Origin of the sequence: Pseudomonas paraglycinae (assembly GCF_021601625.1) — a bacterium.
Lineage (GTDB): Bacteria > Pseudomonadota > Gammaproteobacteria > Pseudomonadales > Pseudomonadaceae > Aquipseudomonas > Aquipseudomonas paraglycinae.
Map to the genome: position 1 here is coordinate 46,687 of NZ_BQHR01000003.1, position 21,327 is coordinate 68,013.

A 21,327-nucleotide genomic window follows, 5' to 3' on the forward strand; every position below is an offset into this window, starting at 1 on the left:
CTGTCATTCCGGCTGAGCGATCTTGAAGCCTTGAGCTTGCGGTTCGAGCCGAATCATCCGCTTCATCTTCCATTCGAACGCCAGCGTCAGGCTCACCGCCGCACACGCCAGCCCCAGCGCCAGACCCCACCAGACGCCGGTCGGCCCCCAGTGCAAATGGAACGCCATCAGCCACGCCGCCGGCGCGCCGATCAGCCAGTAGCAACCGAGCCCGACCAGAAACGTGGTCTTGGCATCCTTGAGCCCGCGAATGCAGCCCATGGCGATCGTCTGCGTGCCGTCGAACAGCTCGAACCACGCTGCCACGGCGAGCAGGCTCACCGCCAGACGAATCACCTCGGCAAACGCCGGATCGTTATGGTCGAGGAACAAGCCGACCAACTGATTCGGCAGCAGCCAGAACACCATCGCAAACCCCAGCATTACCACTGCTCCGAAGACGATGCCGACCCGCCCGGACATCCGCGCATCGCTCAATTGCCCGGCGCCGTAATGCTGGCCGACGCGCATGGTGATCGCATACGACATCCCCGCCGGAACCATGAACGCCACCGAGACGATTTGCAGAGCGATCTGGTGCGCCGCCAGTTGCGTGCTGCCCATGGTGCCCATGCACAGCGCCGCGAAGGCGAACAGCCCGACTTCCACCGCGTAGGTCCCGCCGATCGGCAGACCCAGGCGCCAGAGCTCTTTGAGGTACTGCCGGTTCGGCCGCGACAGGCCTTCACGCAGCGGGTAAGCGTCGTAGGCCGGATGCCGGCGAATGTGCCAGGCCAGTGCGAGTGCCATGCAGTTGGCGACAATCGCCGTGACCAGGCCGATACCGGTCAGCCCGAGCTGCGGCAGGCCGAACATGCCGGTGATCAGCGCGTAATTGAGCAGGAAGTTGGCCACCGTGCCGGCGAGGCTGATGACCATCACCGGTGTCGCCCGGCCGATGGCGCTGGTGAAACCGCGCAGGGCCATGAAGCTCAGGTAGCCGGGCAGGGCGAATGGCAGGGCGATCAGGAACTGCCCGGCGGCGTTGACGTTGGTCTCGGTCTGGCCGAACAGCAACAGCACCGGTTTCAGATTCCACAACAGCAGCCCGGCACCGAGTGCCATCAGCCACGCCAGCCATAGCCCGGCCTGGGTCAGGCGGGCGGCGCCGATGATGTCGCCGGCGCCCTGACGAATCGCCACCAGAGTGCCGACCGCCGCAATCACGCCAATGCAGAAGATCGACACGAACGAATAACTCGCCGCGCCCAGACCGCCGCCGGCCAGCGCTTCGGGACTGAGGCGGGCCATCATCAGGGTGTCGGTCAGCACCATCAGCATGTGCGCCAACTGCGAGGCGATCAACGGCCCCGCCAGCCGCAGGATGGCCCAGAGTTCGGTACGCACAGGACGCTGCATGTTTTCACATCCTTATAAAAGAGGGAGCAAGAGACCGTCGATTCTCAGGGTTTGGCGCGGGTTGCACAAAGGGATAAAAAGGATGGGTAGCATGATTAAAACTCATCCTGTCGCGATTCTGCTAAGTTGGCGCAATCCCGCCATTGGAGCGTTGTGCATGTCCCGTCGTCTTCCACCCTTGTATGCTCTGCGCGCATTCGAAGCGGCGGCCCGCCACAGTTCGTTCACCCGGGCAGCCGAAGAGTTGTCGATCACTCAGAGTGCGGTGAGCCGGCACATCCGCACGCTCGAAGAGCATTTCGCCTGCCGCTTGTTCCACCGCAGCGGGCGCAACCTGCAACTGACCGAGTCGGCACGCCTTCTGCTGCCGGGCATCCGTGATGGCTTTGCCGCGCTGGAACGGGCCTGCAATACCTTGCGCGCCGAAGATGACATCCTGCGCATGAAAGCCCCGTCGACCCTGACGATGCGCTGGTTGCTGGCCCGGCTCAGTCGCTTCCGCCATTTGCAGCCAGGAAACGAGGTGCAACTGACCAGCGCGTGGATGGACGTGGATTCGGTGGACTTCAATAACGAACCCTTCGATTGCGCGGTGTTGTTGAGTGACGGGCATTTTCCGCCGGACTGGGAAGCCAGCCTGCTGTTTCCAGAGGAGCTGATTCCGGTCGGCGCGCCGAATCTGCTCAACGATCAGCCGTGGGACGTGGCGCGGCTGGCCAGCGCCGAATTGCTGCACCCGACGCCGGACCGCCGCGACTGGCGCAGTTGGCTGGAGCACATGGGGCTGTCGGATCAGGTGTCGCTCAAGGGCGGACAGGTGTTCGATACTCTGGAACTGGGGATGATTGCGGCGGCTCGGGGCTATGGGGTTTCCATGGGCGATCTGCTGATGGTGGCCGAGGATGTCGCGCAAGGACGCTTGAGTCTGCCGTGGCCGACGGCGGTCGCCAGCGGCCTGAATTATTACCTGGTGTGGCCAAAGACTCGTCCGGGAGGTGAACGTTTGCGCCGTCTGAGCGACTTCCTGCAAGGCGAAGTCCGCGCCATGGCGCTGCCGGCGGTCACGCGCTTGAGCTGAAACGTTCGAGCCTGCACAATGCCGGCCTTTCGCCATAACCCTGCTGTTCGCTCAAGTATTCGGTTTTACCGCCGAATACGTGCATGTGGAACCGTCGTGCCGGTGGCCACGATTTACCCCCATTAGAAAATTACCCGAGCTGCGATCAAGGAGGATCGGAAGTTCGGCCAGGAGCTGTCCATGTCTCAACCTCGCGCTCGGATCGCCTCGCAGCTGGGCCTCGCGCTCGCCGTGATACTGGCGATAGTCATCAGCGGCAGTACGGTGTTCGCCCTGCGTTCGCTGGACACCGCCAATCTCGCCACCCGTGAAGAACACCTGGCCAGCGAGGCACGCCTGCTCGCCGACCAGCTGAGCACTTTTCACGGCACGCTGCGCGAAAGCACCCAGCGCCTGAGCGGGTTGTTCGAGAAGCGCTTCATCGCGGGCCTGAGCATTCACCCGAGCGAGCCGGTCAATGTTGCGGGCACCCAGACCCCGGGCCTGCACCTGGGCAGCGAAGTGTTGAACAACAACTTCAAGGAAGTCGACGAGTTCAAGCAGATGACGGCGGGCGTTGCCACGCTGTTCGTGCGCAGCGGCGAAGACTTCATTCGCGTCAGCACCTCTCTGAGCAAACAGGACGGCACCCGCGCCATCGGCACCGTGCTCGACCACGCTCACCCGGCCTATGCGAAATTGATGGCGGGGCAGGGTTACGTCGGTCGCGCCTTGCTGTTCGATCGCTCCTACATGACTCAGTACACCCCGGTGCGTGACAGTAGCGGCAAGGTAATCGCGGTGTTGTTCGTCGGCTTCGATTACACCGACGCGCAGAACGCCCAGTTCGCCAATCTCAAGCGCTTCCGTATCGGCCAGACCGGCTCGCTGGCGCTGCTGGACGAGAAGAACCAGTGGCTGGTGGCGCCGGCCGGTGTGCAGGCGCTGGATCAAGCGGTTCCTGTAATCAACGGTCTGGCGAAAACGCCGGGTAAAGGACAGTTCTGGAGCGACAAGTCCGAAGACTTCTACAGCATCGCCGTGCCGTTCGAGGGTGGCCCGTGGTCGGTGGTGGCGAGCATGCCGAAAGCCGAGATCCGCGCGGTGACCTGGAGCGTCGGCACCCAGCTGGCCATCGGCAGTCTGCTGGCGATGCTGCTGGCGGTCGGCTCCGTGGTCTGGTTGCTGCGCAGCAAACTGGCACCGCTGGGCGATCTGGTCCGCCAGGCTGAAGCCCTGGGCGCCGGCGATCTGAGCGTGCGCCTGAGTGTGTCGAGCAACGACGAGATTGGCCAGTTGGCCCGCGCGTTCAACCAGATGAGCCAAGCCCTGTCGACCATGGTCGAGCACATCCGCCGCGCCTCGGAAGAGGTCAACCGTCGGGCTCAAGCGCTGTCCGGTCTGTCTGGCGGCGCCTATGAAGGCATGGAGCAACAGTCTGGCGAAATCACCAGCATGGCCGGCGCCGTTGAAGAGTTCTCCGCCACTTCGCTGAACATTGCCGACAACATGGGCAACACCCAGCGTCTGGCCCAGGAAAACGCCCAGCAGACCCAGATCGGTCGCACGTCGATGGAAGAAGCGTCTTCCTCGCTGGAGCAGATTGCCGGCGCACTGAACACCACCGCGACCGTGATCAACACGCTCGGTCAGCGCTCCCAGGAAATCGGCGGCATCGTCAGCGTGATCACCTCGATTGCCGAACAGACCAACCTGCTGGCACTCAACGCTGCCATCGAAGCGGCCCGTGCCGGTGAACAAGGTCGCGGGTTTGCCGTGGTGGCCGACGAAGTGCGCAGCCTCGCCTCGCGTACCCGTCAGGCGACGGATGAAATTTCCAGCATGATTCACAGCATTCAGCAGGAAACCGGCAACGCCATCAGCAACATGGAGCAGGGCAACCTGCTGATGCAGGAAGGCCTGTCGCGCAATGCCAATGTGGCGTCGGCGCTGGCGCGCATTGACGAGCAAAGCCGCTCGGCGGGTGAGCAGTTTGCCGCGATCACCACCGCGACTCAGGAGCAGAGCAGCACCGCGACTTTGCTCAGCAGCAACTTGCAGAGCATCGCGATGGCCAACAGCGAGCAGCGCGAAGTGGTATCGAACCTGGCAATCACCGCCAAGGAACTGGAAGGCCTCGCAGCCGACCTGCGCCAGGAAGTCGACCGCTTCCGGTGAGGCGTCTCTGAAATAGCTATCGCGAGCAGGCTCGCTCCCACAGGTTTTTTGTTGGACCTGTGAGAGCGAGCCTGCTTGCGTTTGGGCCCGCCACGACCTCGACACTTACTGAGTCGCCGGCCGATACTGCAACGCTTCGGCCAGATGTTCGCGACTGATATCCGCGCACTTCTCCAGATCCGCCAGCGTCCGCGCGACCTTGAGCAGCCGATGCGCCGAGCGCAGCGACAAGGTCAGTCTTTCGCACGCCGTCTCCAGCCAGGTTTCATCGGCTGTGGATAACTTGCAGTGCTTCTTCAGCCCCGGCAAATCGAGAAATGCATTGGCACAGCCCTGGCGTTTTTGCTGACGATCGCGGGCCTCTGCGACCAATGTGGCCGCGCTGGCGCTGTCCTCTCCCGGTTTCACCGCAGGGTTCAACGCTGTCGCCTCCCGCGCCACCGTCAGGTGCAAATCGATCCGGTCCAGCAACGGCCCCGACAGTTTGTTGCGATAGCGCTGCACCATGTCCGGCGTGCACGAACACTTGCCGCTCGGTTCGCCAAGATATCCACAGGGACAGGGATTCATCGCCGCCACCAGCTGGAATCTCGCGGGAAACCGCACCCTTTCCTTGGCCCGTGCGATGACGATGCAGCCGGATTCCAGCGGTTCGCGCAGAACCTCCAGCACCTTGCGATCAAACTCGGGCAGTTCATCGAGAAACAGTACGCCGTGATGGGCGAGCGTGATTTCGCCGGGTTGCGGTTTTGAGCTGCCACCGACCAGTGCCGGCCCGGAGGCCGAGTGATGCGGCTGGCGAAACGGGCGCTGCGGCCAGTGGGTCAACGGTGCGCCGCTGGCGACGGATTGAATCGCCGCCACCTCCAGCGCTTCGCTCTCGGCCAGCGGTGGCAGCAAACCGGGTAATCGACTTGCCAGCAACGTCTTGCCCGTCCCCGGTGGCCCGCTGAACAGCAGGTTGTGGGCACCGGCGGCGGCAATCAGCAGCGCCCGTTTGGCGGCCAGTTGGCCCTGTACTTCATTCAGGTCGGGATAGGGTTTCGCGGCATGGATCAGCCCATCCGAGACATAAGGCTCGACCGGCGTATGCCCGTTGAAATGCGCCACGGCCTCCAGCAGATGATCCACCGCGATCACCCTCAGCCCAGATGCCAGACAAGCCTCCTCGGCATTCGCCCGTGGCACCACCAGCGTCCGCCCGGCCTTGCGCGCTGCCAGTGCCGCCGGCAACACCCCGCGCACCGCCCGCACGGCACCGGACAACGCCAGTTCGCCAAGGCACTCCACGTCATCCAGCGTCAACGTCGGCACCTGCACACTCGCCGACAGAATCCCCAGCGCAATCGCCAGATCGAACCGCCCGCCATCCTTGGGCAAATCAGCCGGCGCCAGATTCAGCGTGATCCGCCGCGCCGGAAACTGCAGCCCCGAATTGATGATCGCACTGCGCACCCGGTCCTTGCTCTCTTTCACCGCGGCTTCGGGCAGGCCGACCATGGTCAGCGAGGGCAGGCCGTTGGCCAGGTGGACTTCGACGGTGACGGCGGGAGCATCCACGCCAATCTGGGCGCGGCTATGGACGATGGCGAGGGACATGGTCGTTCCTTGAGTTGAATCGGGGGCCGCTTCCTGCGGGTTTTTGAAGGGTAGTTGAGCGGGGTGCTAGCGTTTGAGTAGAGGTTTACAAGACGTATCAGAAAGCGGTTGTGCGGGCCTATGCATTCATCTTCTGCCTGCTAACGGACCACTTGGCTCAAGCTCAGGTCCGCACGTAACGGCAACTTCAATAAACCTCCGTTGATTGGCTGACAATTTCCAGCCAGTCGGAGTGCTTCGAGGTGTAGTTCAACAACCTGAAGTAGCTTTGTCTTTCTCTTTTTATCCTTCACAGAGACCTCCTTCCTGATGGGTGTCGCTAATGTAATGACAGGCGTAAGGACAACTTAAATAGGCGCAGGCGCTGATTTTTGTAGGGGCATGCCCTAATAGTTGTAGGACGCCAGCGAAAGCGACTCGACGGTCTTGTATCGCAAAGTCGGATGCTCCAGTTTGGCCGCTCAATGCAGCCTCTGGAGGCGAAAAATGGACCGCAATGGTATGCGCCCGATTCATCCGGGCGAGGTGCTGGATAAGGAATTCATGGAGCCATTGGGCATGACGGTCATGGACTTGGCCATGCCCACGAACTGGCCTGAAACCGAGATCGAAAAGCTTGTGAAATGCCAGCTCAGGATCTGCGCCGATCTGGCAATCAGGCTGGCCATTCACCTCAACACCACGCCTGAGTTCTGGATGGATCTTCAGTCGACTTACGATTTGCGAAAAGCTGAAGTTTAGAGAGGAGCTTCCGTCCGTGATCAAGTGGAGCGGCTGGCGCATTGCGCTTGATCTGAATCCAAGGTCGTACGGCGGGGAGCTGAACAGTTGCTGTGACTACTCCTCAGAAAACCGATTGTTGCAGCTATCTCGAGGCGAAAAAAAACCGCCTTGAGGAGACGGTTTTCAGTTGCAGGCTTCGGTGAGGCCAAGGCCTGCGCATCCTTAGTGGACACACTCGCGTATCCCGAGGTTATGCATGTTTGATCGCTGGCGCAAGCATCAACGAAATTCCGCCAGCCAGTGGCAGGCTGGGATGAGGACTCACTCAGCCGGCGGCGTCAGCTTCGCTTCCAGCTCCGCCACCTTCGCCTCAAGGCTCTCGAGCCGGGCGCGAGTGCGCGCCAGTACCACCATCTGACTGTCAAACTCTTCGCGGCTCACCAGGTCCAGTTTGCTGAAGGCGCTTTGCAGCAGCATCTTGAACTGGCTTTCTATTTCGGCTTTCGGCAAGGGCGTGTCGCCGCTGAACAGGCGGGAGGCGGTGCCGCTCAGGGCGTCGAGGAAGTCTTTGGGCGCGAGCATGGGATATGTCCTGGAAACAATGGCCGGCAGTGTATCACGCAGTGTCTATAGTCATTGGCGCAGGCACGGATGCACGCTTTTCGCGCAACTGGATGCACGGCCACGCACCGTTGTTGTGCGTATCCCGAGTGCCATTTGGGTGATGGCCTCTGCTGCAGCGGCCAAGGGATTGAAATCAGTGGTTTTTGGCGAGATGGCAAGCTTTCTGCTTAGACACCTTCGACCCATGCACTGATGCAGTCGCTGTGACGAATGCAGTGCGGCAGACGGAGCGGGGAGTTTCGTCTGGAGCGGTTAGCTGGCGTCGACAACGAAGCGTTACAAAGCCAGGCACTGCGCTTAGACTTGAGTCGGGTTTGTTTTCCTGGGGCAAGTCCACCAATTCGGGAGAGAGTTTCATGAAGCTAGTCACTGCCATCATCAAGCCGTTCAAGTTGGACGACGTGCGCGAGTCGCTGTCCGAAATCGGCGTGCAGGGCATTACCGTTACTGAAGTCAAAGGCTTCGGTCGGCAGAAGGGTCACACCGAGCTGTATCGCGGCGCGGAGTATGTGGTCGATTTTCTGCCCAAGGTGAAAATCGACGTTGCCATCGACGACAAGGATCTGGATCGGGTTATCGAGGCGATAACCAAGGCTGCCAACACCGGCAAGATCGGTGACGGCAAGATCTTCGTGGTCAATCTGGAACAGGCGATCCGCATCCGTACCGGCGAAACCGATACCGACGCGATCTAAACGCCGCCACAAACCCAACGCCCCAGGAGAAAACAATATGACTCTGCGTAAATTCGCAGGGCTAGGAGCCCTGTTGTCTATCGTAATGCCCGGCCTGGCCATGGCGGCAGACGAAGTGGCAGCTCCAGTCCTGAACTCCGGCGACACCGCCTGGATGCTCACCTCCACAGCCCTCGTGCTGTTCATGACCATTCCCGGCCTCGCGCTGTTCTACGGCGGCATGGTCCGGTCGAAAAACATTCTTTCCGTGATGATGCAGTGCTTCGCCATTACCGGTCTGATCAGCGTCCTGTGGGTCATTTATGGCTACAGCATCGCGTTCGACACCACCGGCATGGAGCAGGGCGTCGTCAACTTCAACTCGTTCGTGGGCGGTTTCGGCAAGGCGTTCCTGGCCGGTGTCACGCCAGCGAGCCTGACCGGCCCGGCGGCGCTGTTCCCTGAAGCGGTCTTCATCACCTTCCAGATGACCTTCGCGATCATCACCCCGGCGCTGATCGTCGGTGCGTTCGCCGAGCGGATGAAGTTCTCCGCGATGCTGATCTTCATGGGCATCTGGTTCACCCTGGTCTATGCACCGATCGCGCACATGGTCTGGTCCGGCAACGGCGGCCTGATGTGGGACTGGGGCGTGCTCGACTTCGCCGGCGGCACCGTGGTGCACATCAACGCCGGTGTGGCCGGTCTGATTGCCTGCCTGGTACTGGGTAAACGCAAAGGCTTCCCGACCACCCCGATGGCGCCACACAATCTGGGTTACACCCTGATGGGCGCAGCGATGCTGTGGGTTGGCTGGTTCGGCTTCAACGCCGGTTCCGCTGCTGCCGCCAACGGCACCGCCGGCATGGCGATGCTGGTGACCCAGATTGCGACCGCCGCTGCGGCACTGGGCTGGATGTTCGCCGAGTGGATCACTCACGGCAAACCAAGCGCACTGGGTATCGCATCCGGCGTCGTCGCAGGTCTGGTCGCGATCACTCCGGCGGCTGGCACCGTGGGCCCGATGGGCGCACTGGTGATCGGTCTGGCGGCAGGCGTGGTGTGCTTCTTCTGCGCTACCACCCTGAAACGCAAACTCGGTTATGACGACTCCCTGGACGCCTTCGGCGTGCACGGTATCGGCGGTATCCTCGGCGCGATCCTGACCGGTGTGTTTGCTGCACCGTCGCTGGGTGGCTTCGGCACCGTCACCGACATCGCCGCACAAGTCTGGATTCAGTGCAAAGGCGTCGGCTTCACCGTGATCTACACCGCGATCGTCACCTTCATCATCCTCAAGGTACTGGATGCCGTGATGGGTCTGCGCGTGACCGAGGAAGAAGAATCGGTCGGCCTGGATCTGGCACAACACAACGAGCGCGGCTACAACCTGTAAGCACGCGCCGCAAAAAACTTGCCCGGCTCGCCGGGCATTTTTTTGTCTGGAATTTGTCTTCCCTGATACCGCTGAAAGGATTTTTCGTACTGCTTTGGTCGTGTTTACGACGAGTGTTTTTCTGCGGCCAAAGGCTTACACCATTGAAGGAATATTAGGGCCTTTGTTTTTTTCCAGAGCGCGCTAGAATGCGCCCCGAACGTGCGGAGAACTGTATGTGGCAACAGACTCTGATAACCCTGCGGGCACGGCCCCGGGGCTTTCATCTGGTGACGGACGAGTTGCTCGCCGGCCTGCCTGAACTCAAGGCATGCCGGGTCGGTCTGTTGCATTTGTGGCTGCAGCATACCTCGGCGTCGTTGACCATCAACGAGAACGCCGATCCGGCGGTACGTCGCGACTTCGAACGATTTTTCAATCGTCTGATCCCACAAGGAGCAGACGGCTATGAGCATAACGACGAAGGCCTGGACGACCTCCCGGCGCACTTCAAGGCCAGCGTGCTGGGCTGTCAGATCAGTTTGCCGGTAACGGCGGGCCGACTGGCACTGGGCACCTGGCAAGGCGTTTACCTGGGCGAGCACCGTGATCATGGCGGTGCCCGTAAAGTCCTCGCCACCTTGCACGGTGAAGGGGCATAAACCGTTGGTCACCAATGGTTACCGATTTTTTTCCGGCGACTTTCGACAGTCGCCAAAGCTGGTCTATAACTAATCTGCTTTTCGCAAGTCATGAGGTAGAACATGAGCGACGATGATCTGGAAAACGACGACCTCGAAGTAGGCGACGAAGACGAGGCCGAAGACGGTCTGGAAGCAGCAGCGGAAGACGTTGCTGAAGACGATGGCGGTGACGATACGCCGGCCCCGGCTGCCAAAGGCAAGGCCAAGGCTGCGGTGTCGGTCGACGAGTTGCCGAGCATCGAAGCCAAGAACAAGGAGCGCGATGCCCTGGCCAAGGCCATGGAAGAGTTCCTTGCGCGCGGCGGCAAGGTGCAGGAAGTGGAGGCCAACGTGGTCGCCGATCCGCCCAAGAAGCCGGACAACAAGTACGGCAGCCGCCCTATCTGAGGCGTGTCGCTTGCTTGCTGAAAAAGCCCGCCGTCGCTGCGGGCTTTTTCATGGGCGAAAGAAAGTTAGCCGCGGCTGTTCCAGCGGGCGAGCACCGCGGGCAGATCGTTCAGGCTACGAATCTCGGCATCCGGCAGGCGCTCCGCTTCCCAGACCTTGCCGGCCGGGTTGAACCAGATCGCACGCAATCCCGCTTGCTGAGCCCCGGCGATGTCGTCCCCCGGGTGGTCACCGATATGCACCGCCGCCTCGGCGCTCACGCCACCGCGCTGCAACGCTTCATGGAACAGTCGCACATCCGGCTTGGCGATGCCGATGTCTTCGGCGCACAGCGCAAACTTGAAGTAGTCCGCCAGCCCGAGACGACGGACATCGGCGTTGCCGTTGGTGACCACACCGAGTGCGTAGTGTTTGGCGAGGGTTTCCAGGATCGGCTCCACCTCCGGGAACACTTCGATCTGATGCCGCGCATGCAGAAACACTTCAAAACTCTTGTCCGCCAGATCCGACGCTTCGCCGTGGGCGTACCCGGCTTCTTCCAGCGCATGGAACAGCACGCGCCGGCGCAACGCGCTGATGCGGTGCTTCAGGCCCGGTTCGTTGGCCAGCACCCGCTCGCGGATCGACCACAGATGCTCGACCGGCACCGCGCCCAGATTCGGCGCATGTTCGCTCAGCCATTCGCGCAAAACCGCTTCGGCGCTGACGATCACCGGGGCGGTGTCCCACAAGGTGTCGTCGAGGTCGAAGGTGATCAACTGGATGCTCATGAATCGTCGCCTTTCATGCGTTTGGCCCGTGGGTGGGCGCTGTCGTAGACCGCCGCCAGGTGCTGGAAGTCCAGGTGGGTATAGATCTGGGTGGTCTTGATGTCCGAGTGGCCGAGCAGTTCCTGCACCGCGCGCAAGTCCTGGGAGGACTCAAGCAAATGGCTGGCGAAGGAGTGCCGCAGCATGTGCGGGTGGAGGTTCTGCCCCAGTTCGCGCTCGCCGGCGAGTTTGACCCGAACCTGAATCGCGCGCGGGCCGAGGCGTCGGCCTTGCTGGCTGACGAATACCGCGTCGTCCGCCGGATTGGTCAGCGCCCGCAGCGGCAGCCATTGCTCCAGTGCTTCCCGGGCCTTTTTGCCGACGGGCAACAGACGCGTCTTGCTGCCCTTGCCGAGCACCTGAACCATGCCGTCGGCCAGATCGAGCTGATCGAGATTGAGCCCGGTCAGCTCCGACAGACGCAGTCCGGAGGAATAGAACAACTCCAGAATCGCCTGATCGCGCCGCGCGAGGAAATCGTCCTCCACGGCACCTTCAAGCAGTTGCAGGGCGCGATCGGTGTCGAGGGTTTTCGGCAGCCGGCGTTCGCCTTTGGGCGGTGCCAGGCCGGTGGCCGGATCGTGATCGCAGAGACCTTCACGATTCAGATAGTGATAGAGCCCGCGCACCGCTGAGAGCAGGCGCGCCAGACTGCGTGAGGACTGGCCCTGGGCATGCAGGCGGGCGATCAGGCTGCGCAGGCGCTGGATGTCCAGCGCCTGCCAGCTATCGATGTTCTGTTTGTTGCACCAGCCGAGGACTTTGTCGAGGTCGCGTCGGTAGGCCGACAGCGTGTGCGGCGACACCTGCCGCTCACTGCGCAGGTGTTCGCAGTAAGCGTCCAGTTGTCGTTCCATGCTCAGCGTACCGAGCGCAGGGAGCTGTTGACCCGTGGCAGCACGCGACCCATGACTTCGGCGATGTAGCTGAGGAACAGCGTGCCGACCGAGCTCTTGTAGTGCTGCGGATCACGGCTGGCGATGGCCAGGATTCCGTGGATGCCTTGATGGCTGACGGCGACCACGGCGGTGGAGCCGATCTGCTTGCGCTGTTCTTCGCCGAACAGGAAGTCCAGCTCATGCTCACGCAGGCTGCCGCTGACGCTCTTGCCTTCGGTGAGCAATCCGCCGATGGCGGTTTGCGCGTCGGCGTGGGTCACCCAGCGGCCGACCGGGGCCGGGTTGTCGCCCAGCAGGATCAGGCTGACGAAGGGCACCTGAAAATCCTGACGCAGGCTGTCTTCGACGCTGATCACCACGTCTTCCAGAGTGGCGGCGTCCATCAGGGCGAGGATCAAGCGGCGGGTCTTGTCGAACAGGCGATCGTTGTCCCGGGCGACGTCCATCAAGTGCGAGAGACGATGACGCATCTCGATGTTGCGGTCGCGCAGGATGGCCATCTGGCGCTCGACCAGCGAGACGGTATCGCCGCGCTGATGGGGGATGCGCAGGGACGGCAGCAGTTCTTCATGCTCGACGAAGAAGTCCGGATGAGCCTCCAGGTACGCGGCAACCGCTGCCGCCTCCAGGCTCTCGGACGCTGATTCACCGGACTGTCGGGCGGGTACCTGAGGCTTATCGGTCATGGCTTCTGCTCACTCAAAGACGCACTTGTCCTTCGTATACGCGCACTGCCGGGCCGGTCATCAACACCGGTTGGCCGGGGCCTGCCCACTCAATGGACAGACGCCCGCCCGGCAGGTCGATCAGCAGTGGCGAATCCATCCACCCCTGACTGATCGCAGCTACAGCAGCAGCGCAGGCACCGGTGCCGCAGGCCTGGGTTTCCCCGGCGCCGCGTTCCCAGACGCGCAGTTGCGCGCGATGGCGGTCGATGACCTGGAGAAAACCGACGTTGACCCGCGCCGGAAAGCGCGGATGGTGTTCGATTTTCGGCCCCAGTTCATGCACCGGTGCAGTGTTGATATCGCTGACCCGCAGCACCGCATGGGGGTTGCCCATGGACACCGCGGCCAGATCGACCGGCGCACCGTCGACATCGACCTGATAACTCAGGGCCTGCTCCGGCGCCTGGAACGGAATGTCCGCCGGCACCAGGCGCGGGGCGCCCATGTTAACGCCGATCTGGCCGTCGTTACGCACGTCCAGTTCGATGATGCCGCCCTTGGTCTCGACGCGGATCTGCCGTTTGGCGGTCAGGCGTTTGTCGAGCACGAAGCGGGCGAAGCAGCGCGCACCGTTGCCGCACTGCTCCACTTCGGAACCGTCGGAGTTGAAGATCCGGTAACGGAAATCCACATCCGGATTGCTCGGCGCTTCGACGATCAGCAACTGGTCGAAACCGATGCCGGTGTGCCGGTCGCCCCACATTTTTGCGTGCTTGGGCTGAATATGCGCGTGCTGGCTGACCAGGTCGAGAACCATGAAGTCGTTGCCCAGGCCGTGCATCTTGGTAAAACGCAGCAGCATGGGGTTACTCCGGCAGCAGGCTTTCGCCGGCAAACAGCTCGGCCACGGTTTCGCGGCGACGCACTTCAAATGCCTGATCACCATCCACCAGCACTTCAGCGGCACGGCCGCGGGTGTTGTAGTTGGAGCTCATCACGAAACCGTAGGCACCGGCCGAATGCACGGCCAGCAGATCGCCTTCTTCCAGCGCCAGTTCGCGTTCCTTGGCGAGGAAGTCGCCGGTTTCGCAGATCGGGCCGACGATGTCGTAGGTACGCGCAGCAGTATCGCGTGGCTTGACCGGGGTCACGTCCATCCAGGCCTGGTACAGCGCCGGGCGGATCAGGTCGTTCATGGCCGCGTCGACGATGGCGAAGTCTTTGTGCTCGGTGTGCTTGAGGTACTCGACCTGAGTCAGCAGCACGCCGGCGTTGGCGACAATGAAGCGGCCCGGTTCGAACACCAGCGCCAGATCACGACCGACCAGACGCTCGCGTACAGCCTTGATGTAATCGGCGGCCAACGGCGGCTCTTCATCGCGATAACGCACACCCAGGCCGCCACCGAGATCGATGTGACGCAGGTGGATGCCGCAATCGCCGAGGCGATCGACCAGATCCAGCAGGCGATCGAGGGCATCGAGGAACGGAGGCAGGGTGGTCAGTTGCGAACCGATGTGGCAGTCGACGCCGACCACTTCCAGGTTCGGCAGGTGCGCGGCACGCACATACACGTCTTCGGCGTCGGCGATGGCGATGCCGAACTTGTTTTCTTTGAGACCGGTGGAAATGTACGGGTGGGTGCCGGCATCGACGTCCGGGTTCACGCGCAGCGAAATCGGCGCGCGAACGCCCAGCTCGGCGGCGACCACTTGCAGGCGCTCGAGCTCGTCGGTGGATTCGACGTTGAAGCAATGCACACCGACTTCCAGCGCACGGCGCATGTCGTCACGGGTCTTGCCGACGCCGGAGAACACGATCTTGTCCGGGCTGCCGCCGGCGGCCAGAACACGCTCCAGCTCGCCACGGGAAACGATGTCGAAACCGGCACCGATACGGGCCAGGACATTCAGGACGCCGAGGTTGGAATTGGCCTTGACCGCGAAGCACACCAGGTGCGGCATGCCGGCCAGCGCATCGGCGTAGGCCAGGTACTGGGCCTCGATGTGCGCGCGGGAGTAGACGTAGGTCGGTGTGCCGAAGCGATCGGCGATGGCGGACAGCGCCACACCTTCCGCGAACAGTTCCCCGCCACGGTAGTTAAAAGCGTCCATGGCGATCCCTTAGTAAACGTCGTGCTTGTGTGCCTTGGAGACAGGCTGCTTTTGCGAAGACTGGGCTTGCTCGGCCGGGTCCTGATCTTCATCGGGCAGGTACAGCGGGCCTTTTTGACCACAAGCCGAAACAAGGCAGGCAACCGCGACGAGCGCAGCAAGGGAAGAGATCAGGCGCTTCATGGCGAAATCCTTGAAAATGCGTTAATTGCGCCGGAGTATACCGGCCACCCGGCAGCTTGCCTATGCGACGGAACTCCCGTCCGGCGGGGCTCGGGCTGCGGCGCGGAAACTTTTCCCGCGTGGCGGGTGGATATTTCGTCGCCGGGCAGGGCGCTTGGTCGTTATCCTTTGCAATCGGCTGGCAGCGTCCGTATCTTGCGGCGCTTGAGCCTGATCAGACATTTTTTGAGGTTGCCGCAATGAGTTTGTCCGAAGCCCGTTTCCACGATCTGGTCGATGAAACCCAGGAAAAACTGGAAGACATCTTCGACGACAGCGACCTGGACATCGACATGGAGAACTCGGCCGGTGTGCTGACCGTCAAGTTCGAGAACGGCACCCAGCTGATCTTCAGTCGTCAGGAACCGTTGCGTCAGCTGTGGCTGGCCGCGGTGTCCGGCGGTTTCCACTTCGACTACGACGAAGAAAGCGAACGCTGGATGTGCGACAAGAGCGAAGAACAGCTGGGCGAAATGCTCGAGCGCATCGTCAAGCAGCAGGCCGGCACCGAATTCGATTTCGAAGGCCTGTGATTTCGTGACTGATATTGCGCCCGTCCGTCCGCCGAAGCCGCTCTACAGCAACGTCAGCCCGGCCGTCCCTTCGCCGTGCACCGGCGTGTGCCGGCTGGATGAACAGAAGGTCTGCCTCGGCTGCATGCGCCATGTCGAAGACATCCGCGAGTGGCGTTCGGCCGATGACGAGCGCCGCCGGGTGATTTGCGCGCAGGCGGCTCAGCGCCGGCAGCTCGCCGGAGCGTAGCTTGTATATTTTTTGAGCTGTGATAGTGTCCGGAAACGCCTCAACCCATCGAGGCCTGGTGAAAACCCCGTCTTTTTTGGCGGGGTTTTGCTTTTTTTGTGTGCAGAAGAAAGGAGTCTGCCCGGATCATGACCGCACCTTCCATCACCCTTACCCGTCTGGACGTGCAACGTCTGGAGCGCCTGATCGACAGCCTGGATGACACGCTGCCGGGCGTGATCGCGCTGCAAACCGAACTGGACCGCGCCGATACCCTGGTCGGTCACGATGAAGTGCCTGCCGATGTCGTGACGATGAATTCCCGTGTGCACTGCCGCGAAGAGAGCAGTGGCAAGGACTACCACCTGACCCTGGTCTACCCGAAGCACGCCAACGCCGACGAAGGCAAAGTCTCGATCCTGGCCCCGGTCGGCAGTGCGCTGCTGGGCTTGAAGGTTGGTCAGCACATCGACTGGCCGGCTCCGGGTGGCAAGATCCTGAAACTGACTTTGCTCGAAGTCGAATCGCAGCCGGCCAACGGCGGTGATTTCCCGGAGTAACCCGCCTCAGACCTGCTCGAGCGCCTCGTTCAGAGAGCGTTCCAGGTCGGCCTTGTAACGCAGATACAGATTGCTCGAACTCTGCCCGTCACCGATCACACCCGACAGGTCCAGGTCGGTGATGTAGCAGCGGTAGCGCTCGCTTTCCCGGCGCTGCCCGACGATCTCCCGGGCGACCACGCTGAACAGCTGGTCGCCATGTTCCAGCTCGCTGAATTCCCGTTGATTGCAATACAGCGTGACCTGCACTTCGCCGGGTGCGGCTTTGCCGACGATCGCCTGCACGTCGTAGAACGGTTTGTTGACCGGCGTCTGCGGCGCCGGGCGCATTTCGACCCGTCGTGCGCGTCCCGGCCCTGATGGCAATAACTGGTAATACAAGATTTCAAGGCTGGCGGCATGGCCCGCATCCATCGGCAGCAGCGCTTCGCGGCGGAACTGGATCGATTGCAGGAACCGCTGCAGCGGCACCAACAGGCTTTGCTCGTCGTGATAGGGCAAGTGCTGTTGCCACAGCGCATTGAACTCGTCGAGTACGTACAGCTCGGCGGTTCGCTCGGTGATCCGGTAGAACACCTGAATGCATTCGGGCTGGCCCATCGGCAGGATCAACGCCAGGTCGTGGTCTTCCAGCGCCATCGGGTCCAGGTGCAGCGGGCTGTAGCGCGGCTGTTCCTCGCCCAGGTAATCGAGCAGCGCCGGCAGGGTGGCGAGGGCGACATGGCTGACCTGGCCCGGCACCAGCTCCAGCACGTGATAGTGCTGCTGCACCTGGATCAGATAGCGGTGATTCAGATCACTGAGCAACAGGGTCTGCGCGGTGTCGACGATTTCTTCCACCCGGCGGGCGATGAACTGCGCGCGGTTGTGACAGAAGCAGCGCACTCGCAGCGAGGGTTGTTGCGGCCCGCGCGGCAGGTTGTTGAGGTAATCGCGCAGGCAGTCCATCAGGGCATGCGGGCCATCGAAGCGGTTGACCAGCACTTCGTTCCAGCTGTTGAGCGTGACCTGATCCAGGGTCAACACCAGGTTCTCGCGCACACCGGCGTAGCTCAGCGAATCGGTACGCTCGGTGGTCATCAGGATGTTCAGGTCGCGGTGATGCTTGAGCGGATCGACCCCGACATTCACCAGCATCAGCACTTCGCTCGGCACGGCGGCGCGCAGCAGCGGTTCTTCGGCGACGGTCGACAAGGGCAGGGGGATGCTTTGTTGCAGGCTGCCGAGCAGGTTGAACAGCTCGAACTCGCTCAAATCGCTGGTGCCGGGGTGCAGGGCCAGTCGGGTGCTGCTGTCGATCACGCCGTTGCGGTGGCACCAGGTCAGCAGTTCGAGCAACTCGCGGCTGCGCTTGATCGGCGCGAAGTGTTCCCACTCCAGCGCCGTCAGGCTGCCGTTGTACAGGCCCCACTGGGTTTGTCCCGGTTCCTTTTTGTTCGGTGATTGCACCAGGGTCAGGGTGTCTTCGGCCAGGTCCGGGGCGATGCCGGGGTTGATGAACTCGACCTTGTCGGCCTTGCGTTCGAATGCTGCATACAGGCGCCGGCCTAGAACGTTGAGGTCGCGCTTGTTGATCAGGCTGACATTCTGTTCGGTGCGGGCGAACTGGGTCAGGAAGCGGTAGCTGTAATTCAGTTCGTTGACCAGCGCCCGGCGCTCGGCGCTGACCTGGCGGACTTTCCACTGGCTGCGGCTGTCGAGCAGCGCCAGTTGCCGCTGATCCCAATGCCATTCGCTGGCCAGTCTTTCCAGCAGTGAACGCTGCCAGCTCTGGGTGCGGGTGTTGCCGGTGAGCTTGCGGTTGACCTTGAGATACAGCGCGCGGCGTACCAACTCCAGGCGCTCCGGCTCGTTGCGCGCGGTGAGGTATTCCTCGATCCGCCGGTAGACCACCATGTACGGGTCCAGCTCGTCGAGATCCAGCCGGTTGGCGAACACCGCCTGCTTGAAGCGCAGGCTCAGACATTGCACCTGCGGATGTTCGCTGGCGTAAACCTCGGTCAGCAGCAGCTTGAGCACCGATTTGTAAGGTGACTCGATGCCCTTGAACAGTTGCCACAGCCCGGCGCCGACGAACTCGCCCGGCGGAATGTGCGCCATCGGCCCCAGGTCGAGGGTTTCATCGTTGCGGATGAAACGCTTGGAAATCAGGGTGTGGGTGTACGCGTCATAGGCACGTTCTTCATAGACCGGCACCAGCCACCAGATCGGTGTGCGCCCGGCGAGCCAGATCGCAGTGCGGTAGAACTCGTCCAGCAGCAGATAGTGCTGGGTGGTGCCGCAATCTTCGGAGCTGAGCTGGGTGTCGCGTTCGCCTTTGACGAAGCGCACCGGGTCGATCAGGAAGAAGTGCGCTTCAGCCCCCTGGCTGGCAGCCCAGGTTTCGAGCAACTGGCATTTCTTGCGCAGCTCGGCCAGTTCGCTGTCGCTCAGGTCGGGAGCGTGGCAGACCCACACGTCCATGTCGCTCTGGTCGGCCTGGGCCAGCGTGCCGAGGCTGCCCATCAGGAACAGCCCATGAATCGGCCGTGGCGGGTTGCTGCCGTGACGCGGCTTGTAGGAGAACGAGCGGGTCAGGCGCTGGGCTTCGGCAAGCGCATCGGCTTCCGGTTCGTAATTCGACAGCCCGGCCGGCGTACTGCCCGAGACATAACCCGGCAACAACGGATGATTGACGTGGAAAAACAGCGGCAGCAGCGTCAGCACACTTTGCTGGCGCGTCGAAAGACCTTCCAGCGCCCGGTTCAGGCGGCCTTCATTGAGTTTGAGAAAACGTGCACGTAGCTGGCTGAGTACCTTGCGGTCGATGCCTTCGTCCAGGTCGGGGCGGATTTCATGGGTGCGGGTCATGTCGTCTCAAACCGGCGCGCAGGGCTCGGAGGCAAAGGGTCTCGGGTGTCCGGGAGTTTAGCGCCTGAGCGACAGGAGTTTTAAGCTGAATTTGTTTTTTGACGTCAGATTTCTATCGCGCGGCGATGGGCGACGTTCATGGCTGGCCCGCGGAAATCCCGTGGCAGAGGTTTCCGTGGGCAAAGTCGGGAGGATCAGGCGGTTTGCTGCTCTTTGAGAATCGTCAGTACGGTTTGCACGTTTTGTGCGGCATCGCGACCGAGGCTGGTCAGGTAACCGCCATCAGGCTGGTCTGTCAGTTCTTTTTCGAACAGGCGTTGTGCGGCAGCAATGTGCTTCGGGGCAGCGGTCTGATGAATTTTCAGACCTTCCTGGGAACTGTCCAGGTTGAAGAGTGCGAGGACTTCCAGTTCGGCAACCAACTCAGGGGTAAGCGACATAAGGACTCCAGACTTTCTAGGAATTGGACGACAGCGCCCCTAAGGTGAACCTGCCGGCGCGGCCTGTCCAGTGCGCGTGTCAGGGTTTTTGTCCCGGGGTGGATTCCAGTGTAGTCAGGGGGCGGCAGAAGGCCGCGAAGATGGGTGACAAATTGTGTGGGAGCAGGCCTGCTCCCACAGGGCAGGGCCGTTTACTGCTTTTCCGGTGGCAGCTCGGGCAGTGCGCGCAGCGCGGTTTCGTACCACTCGGTATCGAACGCGCGGTCTTCGTCGAGCATCGCGTCGATTTCGTAGGCCAGCACGTGGGCCATCAGATTCAGAATGTCGTCACGCTCGTAGCCGACCAGCGTCAGCTTGTTGAAGGTTGCCTTGGCCGCTGGCGGGTTGTCGCTTTCGATCTGGTTCTCGATCGCTTCGATCAGCGTCGATTCGGTGAACTCTTCTTCATCATTGTCGATGTCAGTCGGCTCGCTCATGGCAGGCTCCTCAAGGAAAGGCGCCAGTTTACCCGCATTCAGCAGCGTGATGCTGCTGGCGCGAATCCCTGGTGCGATCTATAAACAGGCACTGCCCACCCCGCACGGCCTGGAGGCTATGTGATGTTCAAGCTCTATGGATTCTCCGTCAGCAACTACTACAACATGGTCAAACTGGCGCTGCTGGAAAAAGGCCTGCCGTTCGAAGAGGTCACGTTCTACCCGACGCCTACGCCTGAGTCTCTGGCCATCAGCCCGCGTGGCAAGGTGCCGGTGCTGGGGGCCGAAGGTGGTTACATCAACGAAACGATGGTGATGCTCGAATACCTCGAAAGCAGTCAAAAGGGTGTCCCGCTGTTGCCGACCGAGCCGTTTGCCCGTGCTCAGGTGCTGGCAGTGGCCAAGGAAATCGAGCTGTATATCGAGCTGCCGGCACGAGCCTGTTACGGCGAAGCGTTTTTCGGTACGGCGCTGCCGGAGGCGATCAAGGAGAAAACCAAGGCTGAATTGCTGCTGGGCTTTGCGGCGCTGGGGCGCCACGGCAAGTTCGCCCCGTATGTAGCGGGCGACAGCTTGAGCATTGCGGATTTGTATTTCCTCTACAGCGTGCCGCTGGCGGTTGCCGTGGGGCACAAGCTGTTCGGTCTGGATTTGCTGGCGGAGATGCCGAAGGCCAAGGCGCTGCTGGAGCGGCTTGAGCAGAATGCGCATGTGCAGAAAATTGCAGCGGACAAGGATGCGGCGATGCCGGCGTTTTTGGCGATGATCGCCGCCAAAAAGTAGAAAGTTTTGAGCAAGTTCGCGGGCAAGTCGACCATTCGAATTGCCC

The 21,327-nt window shown here is 61.8% G+C and carries 23 protein-coding genes and 1 pseudogene; 12 read left to right on the forward strand and 12 right to left on the reverse strand.

The genetic code is table 11. The annotated features are described in order from the left end of the window. Positions 1-3 precede the first annotated feature (3 nt). Positions 4-1,398, reverse strand: coding sequence for a NorM family multidrug efflux MATE transporter (locus L6D82_RS04795; RefSeq protein ID WP_236188224.1), 1,395 nt, complete (start codon positions 1,396-1,398; stop codon positions 4-6). Positions 1,399-1,555: 157 nt separating this feature from the next. Between L6D82_RS04795 and L6D82_RS04800 the strand changes: the two genes are divergently transcribed. The 3 genes and pseudogenes from L6D82_RS04800 to L6D82_RS28655 all read left to right on the forward strand — a co-directional run bounded on the left by L6D82_RS04800 (position 1,556) and on the right by L6D82_RS28655 (position 4,633). Continuing rightward, positions 1,556-2,476, forward strand: a complete 921-nt coding sequence (locus L6D82_RS04800) for a LysR substrate-binding domain-containing protein (RefSeq protein WP_085746790.1) — start codon at positions 1,556-1,558, stop codon at positions 2,474-2,476. Positions 2,477-2,656: 180 nt separating this feature from the next. Next, positions 2,657-3,778 (forward strand): annotated as a pseudogene (locus tag L6D82_RS28650) (Cache 3/Cache 2 fusion domain-containing protein); the annotation flags it as partial. Between the two features lie 132 nt (positions 3,779-3,910). Then, positions 3,911-4,633, forward strand: a complete 723-nt coding sequence (locus tag L6D82_RS28655; RefSeq protein WP_371914080.1) for a methyl-accepting chemotaxis protein — start codon at positions 3,911-3,913, stop codon at positions 4,631-4,633. Positions 4,634-4,738: 105 nt separating this feature from the next. Here the strand turns inward: L6D82_RS28655 and L6D82_RS04810 are convergent, their stop codons facing one another. Next, positions 4,739-6,232 (reverse strand): YifB family Mg chelatase-like AAA ATPase, encoded by a 1,494-nt coding sequence (locus tag L6D82_RS04810; RefSeq protein WP_085746788.1) that lies wholly within the window; start codon positions 6,230-6,232, stop codon positions 4,739-4,741. Positions 6,233-6,718: 486 nt separating this feature from the next. Here L6D82_RS04810 and L6D82_RS04815 point away from each other — a divergent pair, with 486 nt between their 5' ends. Continuing rightward, positions 6,719-6,973 (forward strand): HigA family addiction module antitoxin, encoded by a 255-nt coding sequence (locus tag L6D82_RS04815; protein ID WP_236188227.1) that lies wholly within the window; start codon positions 6,719-6,721, stop codon positions 6,971-6,973. Between the two features lie 303 nt (positions 6,974-7,276). On the opposite strand, the gene L6D82_RS04820 is transcribed toward L6D82_RS04815, so the two are convergent. After that, the gene (locus tag L6D82_RS04820) at positions 7,277-7,537 is read right to left on the reverse strand and encodes an accessory factor UbiK family protein (RefSeq protein WP_011336527.1); all 261 of its coding nucleotides are present in this window, start codon (positions 7,535-7,537) and stop codon (positions 7,277-7,279) included. 398 nt (positions 7,538-7,935) lie between these two features. Here L6D82_RS04820 and glnK point away from each other — a divergent pair, with 398 nt between their 5' ends. From glnK to sutA, 4 genes are all read left to right on the forward strand, one after another. Next, entirely contained in the window at positions 7,936-8,274 is a 339-nt protein-coding gene (glnK, locus tag L6D82_RS04825) for a P-II family nitrogen regulator (RefSeq protein ID WP_002555808.1), read from the forward strand. Positions 8,275-8,311: 37 nt separating this feature from the next. Further along, positions 8,312-9,649, forward strand: coding sequence for an ammonium transporter (locus L6D82_RS04830; protein WP_007951904.1), 1,338 nt, complete (start codon positions 8,312-8,314; stop codon positions 9,647-9,649). Positions 9,650-9,864: 215 nt separating this feature from the next. Further along, complete coding sequence (locus L6D82_RS04835) at positions 9,865-10,290, forward strand: secondary thiamine-phosphate synthase enzyme YjbQ (protein ID WP_011336526.1); 426 nt, start codon at positions 9,865-9,867, stop codon at positions 10,288-10,290. Between the two features lie 102 nt (positions 10,291-10,392). After that, positions 10,393-10,719 (forward strand): transcriptional regulator SutA, encoded by a 327-nt coding sequence (gene sutA / locus L6D82_RS04840; protein ID WP_007951900.1) that lies wholly within the window; start codon positions 10,393-10,395, stop codon positions 10,717-10,719. A gap of 65 nt (positions 10,720-10,784) precedes the next feature. Here sutA and L6D82_RS04845 read toward each other — a convergent pair whose 3' ends face one another. The 6 genes from L6D82_RS04845 to lptM are packed head-to-tail and all read right to left on the reverse strand — an operon-like array spanning position 10,785 to position 15,392. After that, a complete protein-coding gene (locus tag L6D82_RS04845; protein ID WP_236188228.1) occupies positions 10,785-11,489 on the reverse strand; it encodes an HAD family hydrolase in 705 nt (234 codons plus the stop codon). After that, on the reverse strand, positions 11,486-12,385 hold the full coding sequence (xerC, locus tag L6D82_RS04850; protein WP_085746782.1) for a tyrosine recombinase XerC: 900 nt from the start codon (positions 12,383-12,385) through the stop codon (positions 11,486-11,488). Before xerC ends, L6D82_RS04845 begins: the two co-directional genes overlap by 4 nt. A 2-nt stretch (positions 12,386-12,387) precedes the next feature. After that, positions 12,388-13,113 (reverse strand): DUF484 family protein, encoded by a 726-nt coding sequence (locus L6D82_RS04855; protein WP_007951894.1) that lies wholly within the window; start codon positions 13,111-13,113, stop codon positions 12,388-12,390. A gap of 13 nt (positions 13,114-13,126) precedes the next feature. After that, positions 13,127-13,957, reverse strand: coding sequence for a diaminopimelate epimerase (gene dapF, locus L6D82_RS04860; RefSeq protein ID WP_102685859.1), 831 nt, complete (start codon positions 13,955-13,957; stop codon positions 13,127-13,129). Positions 13,958-13,961: 4 nt separating this feature from the next. Continuing rightward, positions 13,962-15,209 (reverse strand): diaminopimelate decarboxylase, encoded by a 1,248-nt coding sequence (gene lysA / locus L6D82_RS04865; RefSeq protein WP_102685858.1) that lies wholly within the window; start codon positions 15,207-15,209, stop codon positions 13,962-13,964. 9 nt (positions 15,210-15,218) lie between these two features. Further along, positions 15,219-15,392 (reverse strand): LPS translocon maturation chaperone LptM, encoded by a 174-nt coding sequence (lptM, locus tag L6D82_RS04870; RefSeq protein WP_007951888.1) that lies wholly within the window; start codon positions 15,390-15,392, stop codon positions 15,219-15,221. A 239-nt stretch (positions 15,393-15,631) separates the two neighbouring features. On the opposite strand from lptM, the gene cyaY reads away from it, so the two are divergent. The 3 genes from cyaY to rnk all read left to right on the forward strand — a co-directional run bounded on the left by cyaY (position 15,632) and on the right by rnk (position 16,732). Beyond that, positions 15,632-15,964, forward strand: a complete 333-nt coding sequence (gene cyaY, locus L6D82_RS04875; protein WP_007951887.1) for an iron donor protein CyaY — start codon at positions 15,632-15,634, stop codon at positions 15,962-15,964. 4 nt (positions 15,965-15,968) lie between these two features. Next, on the forward strand, positions 15,969-16,193 hold the full coding sequence (locus L6D82_RS04880) for a DUF1289 domain-containing protein (protein ID WP_236188230.1): 225 nt from the start codon (positions 15,969-15,971) through the stop codon (positions 16,191-16,193). A gap of 128 nt (positions 16,194-16,321) precedes the next feature. Further along, a complete protein-coding gene (rnk, locus tag L6D82_RS04885) occupies positions 16,322-16,732 on the forward strand; it encodes a nucleoside diphosphate kinase regulator (protein WP_102685857.1) in 411 nt (136 codons plus the stop codon). A 6-nt stretch (positions 16,733-16,738) separates the two neighbouring features. Here rnk and L6D82_RS04890 read toward each other — a convergent pair whose 3' ends face one another. The 3 genes from L6D82_RS04890 to L6D82_RS04900 all read right to left on the reverse strand — a co-directional run bounded on the left by L6D82_RS04890 (position 16,739) and on the right by L6D82_RS04900 (position 20,498). Next, positions 16,739-19,582, reverse strand: coding sequence for a class I adenylate cyclase (locus tag L6D82_RS04890; protein WP_236188231.1), 2,844 nt, complete (start codon positions 19,580-19,582; stop codon positions 16,739-16,741). Positions 19,583-19,776: 194 nt separating this feature from the next. Beyond that, positions 19,777-20,022, reverse strand: coding sequence for a TIGR02647 family protein (locus tag L6D82_RS04895; RefSeq protein WP_007951883.1), 246 nt, complete (start codon positions 20,020-20,022; stop codon positions 19,777-19,779). A gap of 191 nt (positions 20,023-20,213) precedes the next feature. Then, positions 20,214-20,498: a hypothetical protein gene (locus tag L6D82_RS04900; protein WP_064379885.1), complete on the reverse strand. Its 285-nt coding sequence runs from the start codon at positions 20,496-20,498 to the stop codon at positions 20,214-20,216. Positions 20,499-20,621: 123 nt separating this feature from the next. Here L6D82_RS04900 and L6D82_RS04905 point away from each other — a divergent pair, with 123 nt between their 5' ends. Beyond that, entirely contained in the window at positions 20,622-21,281 is a 660-nt protein-coding gene (locus L6D82_RS04905) for a glutathione S-transferase family protein (protein WP_085746778.1), read from the forward strand. The last annotated feature ends 46 nt before the right edge of the window (positions 21,282-21,327 follow it).